The organism is Streptomyces sp. NPDC045899, assembly GCF_056431485.1.
Map to the genome: position 1 here is coordinate 125,765 of NZ_JBWKKP010000023.1, position 9,126 is coordinate 134,890.

7 protein-coding genes are annotated in these 9,126 nt (G+C 73.6%); 5 read left to right on the top strand and 2 right to left on the bottom strand.

What is annotated here, in order from left to right; translation table 11 throughout:
• The first annotated feature begins 10 nt into the window (after window positions 1-10).
• Window positions 11-2,452 (top strand): right-handed parallel beta-helix repeat-containing protein, encoded by a 2,442-nt coding sequence (locus tag AC07FT_RS28370; protein ID WP_479178730.1) that lies wholly within the window; start codon window positions 11-13, stop codon window positions 2,450-2,452.
• On the opposite strand, the gene AC07FT_RS28375 is transcribed toward AC07FT_RS28370, so the two are convergent.
• Window positions 2,422-4,839: a hypothetical protein gene (locus tag AC07FT_RS28375; protein ID WP_479178742.1), complete on the bottom strand. Its 2,418-nt coding sequence runs from the start codon at window positions 4,837-4,839 to the stop codon at window positions 2,422-2,424. The genes AC07FT_RS28370 and AC07FT_RS28375 overlap by 31 nt on opposite strands.
• Window positions 4,840-5,078: 239 nt before the next feature.
• Between AC07FT_RS28375 and AC07FT_RS28380 the strand changes: the two genes are divergently transcribed.
• Together AC07FT_RS28380 and AC07FT_RS28385 are read left to right on the top strand one after the other, a co-directional pair.
• Window positions 5,079-5,921 carry a DeoR/GlpR family DNA-binding transcription regulator gene (locus tag AC07FT_RS28380; RefSeq protein WP_471204865.1) on the top strand — a complete coding sequence of 281 codons (843 nt, stop codon included), beginning with the start codon at window positions 5,079-5,081 and terminating at the stop codon, window positions 5,919-5,921.
• Between the two features lie 24 nt (window positions 5,922-5,945).
• The gene (locus AC07FT_RS28385) at window positions 5,946-6,416 is read left to right on the top strand and encodes an SRPBCC family protein (RefSeq protein WP_479178731.1); all 471 of its coding nucleotides are present in this window, start codon (window positions 5,946-5,948) and stop codon (window positions 6,414-6,416) included.
• A gap of 30 nt (window positions 6,417-6,446) precedes the next feature.
• On the opposite strand, the gene AC07FT_RS28390 is transcribed toward AC07FT_RS28385, so the two are convergent.
• Window positions 6,447-7,583: a PLP-dependent cysteine synthase family protein gene (locus AC07FT_RS28390; RefSeq protein WP_479178733.1), complete on the bottom strand. Its 1,137-nt coding sequence runs from the start codon at window positions 7,581-7,583 to the stop codon at window positions 6,447-6,449.
• 171 nt (window positions 7,584-7,754) lie between these two features.
• Here AC07FT_RS28390 and AC07FT_RS28395 point away from each other — a divergent pair, with 171 nt between their 5' ends.
• Together AC07FT_RS28395 and AC07FT_RS28400 are read left to right on the top strand one after the other, a co-directional pair.
• Window positions 7,755-8,084 (top strand): hypothetical protein, encoded by a 330-nt coding sequence (locus AC07FT_RS28395; RefSeq protein ID WP_479178735.1) that lies wholly within the window; start codon window positions 7,755-7,757, stop codon window positions 8,082-8,084.
• Between the two features lie 186 nt (window positions 8,085-8,270).
• Window positions 8,271-8,924, top strand: a complete 654-nt coding sequence (locus tag AC07FT_RS28400; protein ID WP_479178737.1) for an ATP-binding protein — start codon at window positions 8,271-8,273, stop codon at window positions 8,922-8,924.
• Window positions 8,925-9,126 lie beyond the last annotated feature (202 nt).

The following is a 9,126-nucleotide window of genomic DNA, read 5'->3' on the forward strand; positions in this document are numbered from 1 at the left end:
CAACAGCACCATGGCACAGGGCTCGGTCGTCCAGGTGACGCACAGCGGAACGTCGCGGTGGCGGCGCCGCACCGGAGAGTACGCCTCGCTCACCGCGGCCCTGGAGGCCGCGAGCGACGGCGATGTGCTCTCCATCTCGCCCGGCACCTACCGCGAGAATCTGGTGGTGGACCGGTCCGTGACCCTGCGCGGGCCGGAGGGCTCCGCACGTGGGTCGGTGCGGATCGCCCCGGCCGACGGCGTCGCCCTGACGATCGGCGCCTCCGCGGTGGTCCAGGACCTGTGTGTGGAGGGCCAGGACGCGGCCGCCCCCGCGCTGCTGGTCGAGGACGGCACCCCGGAGCTGATGGACCTGCGGGTGGCGACCCGCTCCGCGGTCGGCATCGAGGTGCGGGGCGGCGCCCGGCCCACCGTACGGCGGTGCACCGTGGACAACCCGGCGGGCATCGGGGTGAGCGTGCTGGACGGCTCGGGCGGGGTGTTCGAGGAGTGCGAGGTGGTGGCGGCCGGACAGTCCGGGGTGGCGGTGCGCGGCGGTGGCCGTCCCCGGCTGGACCGCTGCCGGATCCACCACACCTCGGGCGCCGGGCTCTCGCTGACCGGTGAGGGCAGTTCGCTGGAGGCCGTCGGCTGCGAGGTGTACGAGATCCGGGGCGCGGGCGTGACGGTCTCCTCGCGGGCGACCGGGCACCTCACCGACTGCAAGGTGCACCGCACCACCTCCGACGGGGTCAACCTGGACACCGACGCGGTGCTGACGCTCGCCGACTGCGAGATCCACGACATTCCGGAGAACGCGGTCGACCTGCGCTCGCGTTCGGTGCTCACCCTCACCCGCTCCACGGTGCGCCGGTTCGGGCGCAACGGCCTCTCGGTCTGGGACCCGGGCACCCGGGTCGACGCCAACCAGTGCGAACTGCACGAGAGCACCGGCGACTATCCGGCGGTGTGGGTGAGCGACGGCGCCACCGCCGTCCTCGACTCGTGCCGGCTGCGCGACGTCCCGGACGCGCTGTTCGTCCTGGACCGCGGCTCCCGGGTGGACGTCGTGGACAGCGATCTGTCCCAGGTGCGCAACACGGCGGTGTCGGTGAGCGACGGCGCCACCGCCCAGCTGGACGACTGCCGGATCCGGGAGGCGGCCACCGGCGCCTGGTTCCGTGATCACGGCAGCGGCGGCACGCTCGCCAACTGCACGATCGACGGCGCCTCGACCGGGGTGATCGTCACCAAGGGCGCCGATCCGACCGTGGAGCGCACCACCGTCTCCGGGCCGACCGAGGCCGGGTTCTACGTGTCCGCCGAGGGGCGCGGCACCTTCCAGGGCTGCCGGGTGACGGGCAGCGGTGGCTACGGCTTCCACATCATCGACGGCTGCCGCACCACGCTGACCCGCTGCCGTACCGAGCGCTGTGCCCGCGGCGGTTACGAGTTCTCCGAGGAGGGCCCGGTCGTCGAGGACTGCACCAGCGACGAGAGCGCGACCAAGGCCCTGCCCGCCGCCCCGTCCGCCCTGGCGCTGCCCCCGGCCACCGCGCCCGCGCCGGCGACCGTCCCGTCCACGGTCGGGCTGCTGGGCGGCGTGCCCGCGCCGCGTCCCACGCAGCCCGCGGTGCCCACCGCCGAACCGCCGGTGGAGGTCCGCCCGTCCACGGCGGTGCTGGGTGAACTCGACGCGCTGGTGGGGCTGGAGAGCGTCAAGCGGGAGGTGCGGGCGCTCACCGACATGATCGAGGTCGGGCGGCGCCGTCAGCAGGCCGGGCTCAAGGCCGCGTCCGTCCGCCGCCATCTGGTCTTCACCGGCTCCCCCGGCACCGGCAAGACCACGGTCGCCCGGCTCTACGGCGAGATCCTGGCCTCGCTAGGGGTGCTGGAGCGCGGCCATCTGGTCGAGGTCTCCCGGGTGGACCTGGTCGGCGAGCACATCGGCTCGACGGCGATCCGCACCCAGGAGGCGTTCGACCGGGCGCGCGGCGGGGTGCTGTTCATCGACGAGGCGTACGCCCTCTCCCCCGAGGACTCCGGGCGGGACTTCGGCCGGGAGGCCATAGACACCCTGGTGAAGCTGATGGAGGACCACCGTGAGGCGGTGGTGGTGATCGTCGCCGGGTACACCGCGGAGATGGAGCGCTTCCTGTCCGTCAACCCCGGTGTGGCCTCCCGTTTCTCCCGCACCATCACCTTCGGCGACTACGCCCCGGAGGAACTGCTGCGGATCGTGGAGCAGCAGGCCGACGAGCACGAGTACCGGATCGGCGACGGTGCGGCGGAGGCGCTGCTGAAGTACTTCACCGCGCTCCCCAAGGGCCCGGCGTTCGGCAACGGCCGCACCGCCCGCCAGACCTTCGAGGCGATGGTGGAGCGGCACGCGGGCCGGGTCGCCCAGCTGGGGGACCCGACCACCGACGAGCTCACCCTGCTCTACCCGGAGGACCTGCCGGAGCTGATCTGACCGGTCTCCCCCTCCCCCGGGGTGGAGCACGGCTGTTCGGGGAGCCGGGCCAGCAGGGCGGCCCGCTCCTCGTCGAAGACGGGGTCGGCCTGGTACTCCGAATGTCCCAGTATCGGTGCGGGCAGCGGGTGTTCGGGCGTACGGCCGTAGGCGAGCGGGTCCTTCAGGGCCCCGCGGTCGACCTCCGGGCCGGTGCCGTCGGGCAGCCGGATGGGCCCGCCGATCGGGTCGGTGTAGCGCCACAGATTGCGCCAGCAGCGCACCTCGCCGTGGAGCGAGAGCAGCGGACCGGGGCCGAAGTACGCGGGGAACCAGCGGCCGTAGAGCCGCTCCACCGGTGATCCGTAGGTCAGCAGTGCCACTCGGCCGCGGGTGCCGGGGTCGAGCTGCCAGACCGCGGCGGCGGCCAGCACACTCCCCTGGGAGTGGCCGGAGATGACCAGCCGCCCGCCGTGCCGCCGGGTCCAGGTCTCCATCCGCCAGGTCAGATCGGGGACGGCCCGCTCGGCGTAGCAGGGGGGCGCGAAGGGGTGGGCGGCACGCGGCCAGAAGGTGCCCACGTCCCACAGGATGCCGATGGTGCGTCGGGCCGAGGGGCTGCGGTAGGCGCGGCGGGCCCAGGTGACCAGCATCAGGAAGGCCAGCCCCATCAGCCAGGAGCCGATCGCCTGGCAGGTCTGTGCGGCGGCGTCCACCAGGCCGGGGGTACCGTCGGCCGCCCGTCCGGGGACCTGGCCGGTGGCCCAGGCCCCGGTGACCGCGAGCCCCCCGGCCAGCAGGGTGCACAGGGCGATCGGGCCGACGATCCAGGGTGCGGAGTCGGTGACCCCGGCGCGGGCGATGGTCCCGGCGATCCGGCGGGTGCGCACCCCGTCGGGCCGCTCCCCCGGATAGCCGTCCATGATCGTCCCCAGCAGCCGGGCACGCAGCCGCCAGACCCGGACGGCGAAGACCAGCACCAGCAGGAGCAGCGCGAGCAGCAGCAGCGGTATGGCGGTGGCCAGCCAGGACAGCAGGAGGGGCGGGGCGACTTCGGGCCGCTCGCCCATGCCCGGAGTGGCGCCGCCGTCCAGCCAGTCGGCGATCCGCTGGGCGACACCTCCGGCCAGCACCGCGCCGAGTCCGCAGGCGAGGGTGGCGACGGCGGGCCCGGCGAGCCCGTACAGCGGGGTGCGGCCGGCGGGCGCGGCCCGGTAGAGCATGAGCGAACAGCCCGCGATCATCAGGATGAGCACGCCCTGTGCGATCGCCAGGACGCAGAAGGTCTGGTTGCCGGGCAGCTTCCCGTGCGAGACCCATTCGGGGCGGGACCACGCGGCGTGCAGGACGGAGAGCACGAGCACCCCGAGCGCGGTGCCGGGCAGCGCGGTGATGGTGATCTTGTCGAGTGTGCCGTCGACCCTGGTCTCGCTGCGGCCGCGGTGGCACACCACGAACACCACGGCGACGGCTACCGCGGCCAGCAGGACCAGCAGCGCCCAGCCCGCGGCGTCCAGCGGAGTGCTGCCGCCGGGCCTGCGGTCCTGGGTGGCGGCGGCGGTGGTCACCGCGGCGGCGATGGTGAGGAACCCCGCGGCGGTGTGCGCGGCGCGCAGCCGGGCGACGATGCGGCGGCCGTACCAGAAGCCGGGCAGGCACAGCCCGGGGCGGTTGCCCGCCTCGGGGGCGCACTCGTCGACCGGGCGCTCCAGCGGGGACTGCGACTCGTAGGCGCTCCAGGTCCGGTTGGACAGGTACCACAGCAGCCCGGTGAGCGCGGTGGGGAGCACGGCGGCGAGCGCGATCCGGCGGCCGGGCTGGCTCCACCAGCCGTGGTTCCCGGGCGCCATGAAGCCGAGCCAGGACTTCTCCCCGGCGCAGGCGTCGGCGCCCGCGCACTGCCAGGCGACCAGGTCCAGGGCCACCTCACAGGCCCCGGCGATCAGCGTGACGGTGAGGCTGAGCGCGACCAGCCGCACCAGCAGTCCGTAGCCGCGCACGGTCCGCTCGCTCCGGTCGGCCGCGGGGCGCATCCAGTGGACCAGGTTGGCGACCATGAAGGGCAGTAACAGCAGCCACAGGGCGCGGGAGCTGTTGCCGGAGGTCAGATTGGACCAGACGTACGCCTCGCGGACCGGGCTCTCGCGGTCCTCCCGGGGGCGCGTCTCGGCGTCGGCCTCATCGGTCCTGCGGTACACCCCGGCGGTCTCGTCGCCGGTGACCCGGACGGTGCGCGGATCGCCCAGCATCTCCTGGGGGGTGGCGCCGCCGACGCCGTGGACCAGCAGTTCCAGATCCGGCGGCGGTCCCGCGGCGCGCACCGCGCGGTCTCCTTCCGGTACCGCGGCCGGAACCCCGGCCGTGCCCGGCCCGCCCGCCTCGGCTGTCGCGCCTGCCGTGTCCGTCATGTCCGCCGCGCCGCTGCCCACGGTCGATGCCACCGTGTCCCCCGATCCCGGTGTGGTCGCTACCGGTGTGGTGCCGTCGTTCCCCCTCAGGATTGTTCCCAGCGGTCAGCGGGCCGGACCCTGACGGGCCGGGCGTGGCGAAATCGTAATGCTCATACGCTCCGGTGATCGGGTGTCCCCGGCACGTGCGAAGATGAGGCCGCGGGCCGTGGGCGCCGAGCGGAAGGAGACGAGGCAGGGTGAGCGACAACCAGAACCTCCTCGCGGAGCAGCGCCGCGCCTTGATCCTTGACGAGGTGCGCCGGCGGGGTGGGGTGCGGGTCAATGAACTGACGCGCAGGCTCAACGTCTCGGATATGACGGTCCGTCGCGATCTTGACGCGCTCGCCCGGCTGGGCGTGGTGGAGAAGGTGCACGGCGGTGCCGTGCCGGTCGCCGAGGCGAGCACCTACGAGCCGGGGTTCGAGGCCAAATCGGGTCTGGAGCTGAGCGCCAAGGAGGACATCGCCAAGGCGGCGGCCGCGATGGCCACCCCGGGCACCGCGATCGGGCTCGCCGGGGGCACCACGGCCTTCGCGCTGGCGCACCAGTTGCTGGACGTCCCGGATCTGACCGTGGTGACCAACTCGGTGCGGGTCGCCGATGTCTTCTACAACGCCCAGCGCTCCGCGACGGCCGGGGGCGGGCCGCGCCCGGGAGCGGCCACGGTGGTGCTCACCGGCGGGGTGCGGACGCCTTCGGACACCCTGGTGGGGCCGGTGGCGGACGCCGCGGTGCGTTCCCTCCACTTCGATCTGCTGTTCCTGAGCGTGCACGGCATATCGGTGGAGGCCGGGCTGTCCACGCCGAACCTGGCCGAGGCGGAGACCAACCGGCACTTCGTCCGGGCCGCGCGGCGGGTGGTGGTGGTCGCCGACCACACCAAGTGGGGCATGGTGGGACTGAGTTCGTTCGCCACGCTGGACCAGGTGGACGCGCTGGTGACGGACCCGGGGCTGCCGGAGGACGCGCGCGCGGAGATCGCCGAGTATCTGCCGGAGCTGGTGGTGGCGGGCGAGGCAACCGGGACCGCAGACATCTGACGGGACGGCAGTTATGGTGTGCGCATGACACACCGGCTACGTCCCGTCGGGCTCGAGTACGCCGAGACCGCCCCGCTGCGGATGGTCTTCGTCGCCGAGGCCCAGGCCCCGCCCGGGTCGGTGTTCACGGCCCTGGCCGACACCGAGGGCTGGCCGCGGTGGTTCCGCGAGGTGAGCTCGGCACGCACCACCGACGGCGGCAAGGGCCGCGAGATCCGCCTCCGGGGCGGGGTCCGTTTCCGCGAGACGGTGATGACCGCGGAACCCGGTGAGCGCTACGCCTACCGCATCGACGAGACGAACGCCCCGGGGCTGCGGGCGCTGCTGGAGGAATGGACCCTGGCCCCCTCCGACGACGGCACGCTGGTGCGCTATGTCTTCGCGCTGGACGCCCCGCTGCCGGTGCACCTCACCGCGCGGCTGGCCCGCCCGGGGCTGGGGCGGGCCTTCCGCACGGCGGTCCGCAACCTGGACCACCTCCTGGCCGGGGGATAGCGGCGGCCGGGCCCGGATCCCGCGGAGCGCTCAGCCGGACCAGCGGCCGGTGCCGAGGAAGGTGTCGATCGTCCTCGCGTAGGGCGCGATGTCGAGACCCTGTTCCGCCAGCCACCGGTCCGAGTAGTACTTGTCGAGATAGCGGTCGCCCGGGTCGCACAGCAGCGTCACCACACTGCCGGTGCGCCCGGCCTCGACCATCTCCGCGACGATCCGCAGCGCGCTCCACAGCCCGGTCCCGGTCGAACCGCCCGCCTTGCGCCCGATGGCGCCTTCCAGCGCGCGCACCGCAGCGACGCTCGCCGCGTCCGGGACCTTCATCATCCGGTCGATCGCGCCGGGGACGAAGCTGGGCTCCATCCGGGGGCGGCCGATGCCCTCGATCCGCGAGCCGCGCTCGCTGGACGCCCGGTCGTCATGGTGCACCCAGCCGTCGAAGAAGCAGGAGTTCTCCGGATCGGCGACGCACACCCGGGTGTCGTACCCCATGTAGTGGACGTAGCGCGCGATGGTGGCCGAGGTGCCGCCGGTGCCCGCGGTGGCCACCACCCAGGCCGGTTCCGGATAGCGCTCCAGCCGCAGCTGATGGTAGACCGACTCGGCGATGTTGTTGTTGCCGCGCCAGTCCGTGGCGCGCTCGGCGTAGGTGAACTGGTCCATGTAGTGGCCGCCGGTCTCCGCCGCGAGCGCGGCGGACGCCTCGTACATCGTCCGCGGGTCGTCCACGAAATGGCATCGGCCGCCATGGAATTCGATCAGTCGGCACTTCTCCGGGCTGGTCGTGCGCGGCATCACCGCGATGAAGGGCACCCCGATCAGCTTGGCGAAGTACGCCTCGGACACGGCGGTGGAGCCGCTGGACGCCTCGATCACCGGCTTGTCCGGCCGGATCCAGCCGTTGCACAGCCCGTACAGGAAGAGCGAACGGGCCAGCCGGTGCTTGAGGCTGCCGGTGGGGTGGGTGGACTCGTCCTTCAGATAGAGGTCGATCCCCCACCGCTCGGGCAGCGGGAAGCTCAGCAGATGGGTGTCGGCGGAGCGCTGGGCGTCGGCCTGCACCCTGCGGACGGCCTCCTTGAGCCACTCCCGGTAGCCGGGGTCGCTGCGGTCCACGTCCACCGTGTCGATGACCCCCCGGTCGCTGACCCCCCGTGTCGTGCTGTCCACGTCGCTCCTCGTACTCGTGCCCGGCCCGGGTCGCACGATCGGGCCGTTTCGATCCTAAGTGGACCCTGGTGCGCCCTGGTGCGCCGGGCTCGTCACGGGCACACTGCGCAGCAGGGAGAATGAGAGGCAGCGGCACGCGTGCCGGCGGGAGCCACCGGGGAGGCGGTCGTCATGGCCGATACGGAGTTCAATGCCAGAGGGGTGCGGATCGAGCGGTTCCTCCGTTCGGTGACCCGTGCCGGGCAGGTCCTGATCAAGGACGGCAGGCTCCAGCTGCTGACCAGTTACGGCAGCGAGATCGACAGCGCCCCGGTCCAGTCGGTCCGCGCGAGCAAGCCGTGGTTCGTGGACGGCGACCAGGCCATGGCCACCGTGAACGGCACCCGTTACCGCCTCACCCTCGGCGAGCAGGACGCCGCCGCCAAATGCACCGGCCCCGCGGCCGCCAGCCGCTTCCTGGACGCGGTGCGGTCCGCCCGGGGGCACGGCCGGGGGAAGTGAACCGGCCGAGTTGCGCATGCGCGCGAGGGGGCCGACCCTGGACGAGTATCAGTATCACTGAGGGTCAACAAGCGGTGACGCTGAGAACCGGCTCCCCGGTCGCGCCCAGCAGCCACCACTGCTGAACGTGTTCGTCGCCCGCACCTGAATCAGGCTAGCCCCAACTTCTTTCAGGGAGTCGCAGCCGTGATCAGTCGTCCTAGCAGGCATTGCACGGTGGAGCTGCAAGCCCTGCCGTCGCGGATCGGTCAGGTCCGCAGAATCGTGTCGGCGCAACTGCGCTACTGGCATCTGGATCCGCTCATCGACCCGGCCGCGCTCGGTGTCACCGAGCTGCTGACCAACGTGCACCGGCACGCCGAACCGGACAAGAGTTGCGCGGTGGAGATCGTCCTGATGCTGGACCGGCTCACCGTCTCGGTCCGCGACCAGGACCCCCGGCTGCCCCGCCTCCGCGCCCATGACCCGGTCTCCACCCACGGCAGGGGGCTGGCCCTGGTCGCCGCGGTCAGCCAGAGCTGGGGCATGCACGCGCGGGACGACGGCGGCGGCAAGGTCGTCTGGTTCACCCTCGCCGTACCGCAGCCCGCCACCACCGCCAAGTCCCCGTTCGCGGCGTACGGCGCGGGGCGTACGGCGCCGCCGCGGGGCGTCGATCTCACCCAGCCGGTCCAGAGCCCGGTCGGCACTCCGGCCCCGGCTCCCGTCCAGGCCCCGCCGGTCCACTCCCCCGCCCCGGCCCCGGTGGCGGCTCCCGCCCCCGCGTCGGCGGCGGCCCCGGCTCCGGCGGCCGTGGCCCGGGAGCGGGCGCCCGCCGCCCGATCGGCCGTCTCGACATGAGCGGTGGTCCGTCCCACCGCCCGGGGAGCGGGACGGACCCGGAAGGCGCCGTGCGGCCGGGTCCCGGCCGGAGGGCGGACCGCCACCGGTGCCCCGCCGCGGCCGGTGGGGGGGGGGGGGGGGGGGGGGGGGGGGGGGGGGGGGGGGGGGGGGGGGGGGGGGGGGGGGGGGGGGGGGGGAGGGGGGGGGGGGGGGGGGGGGG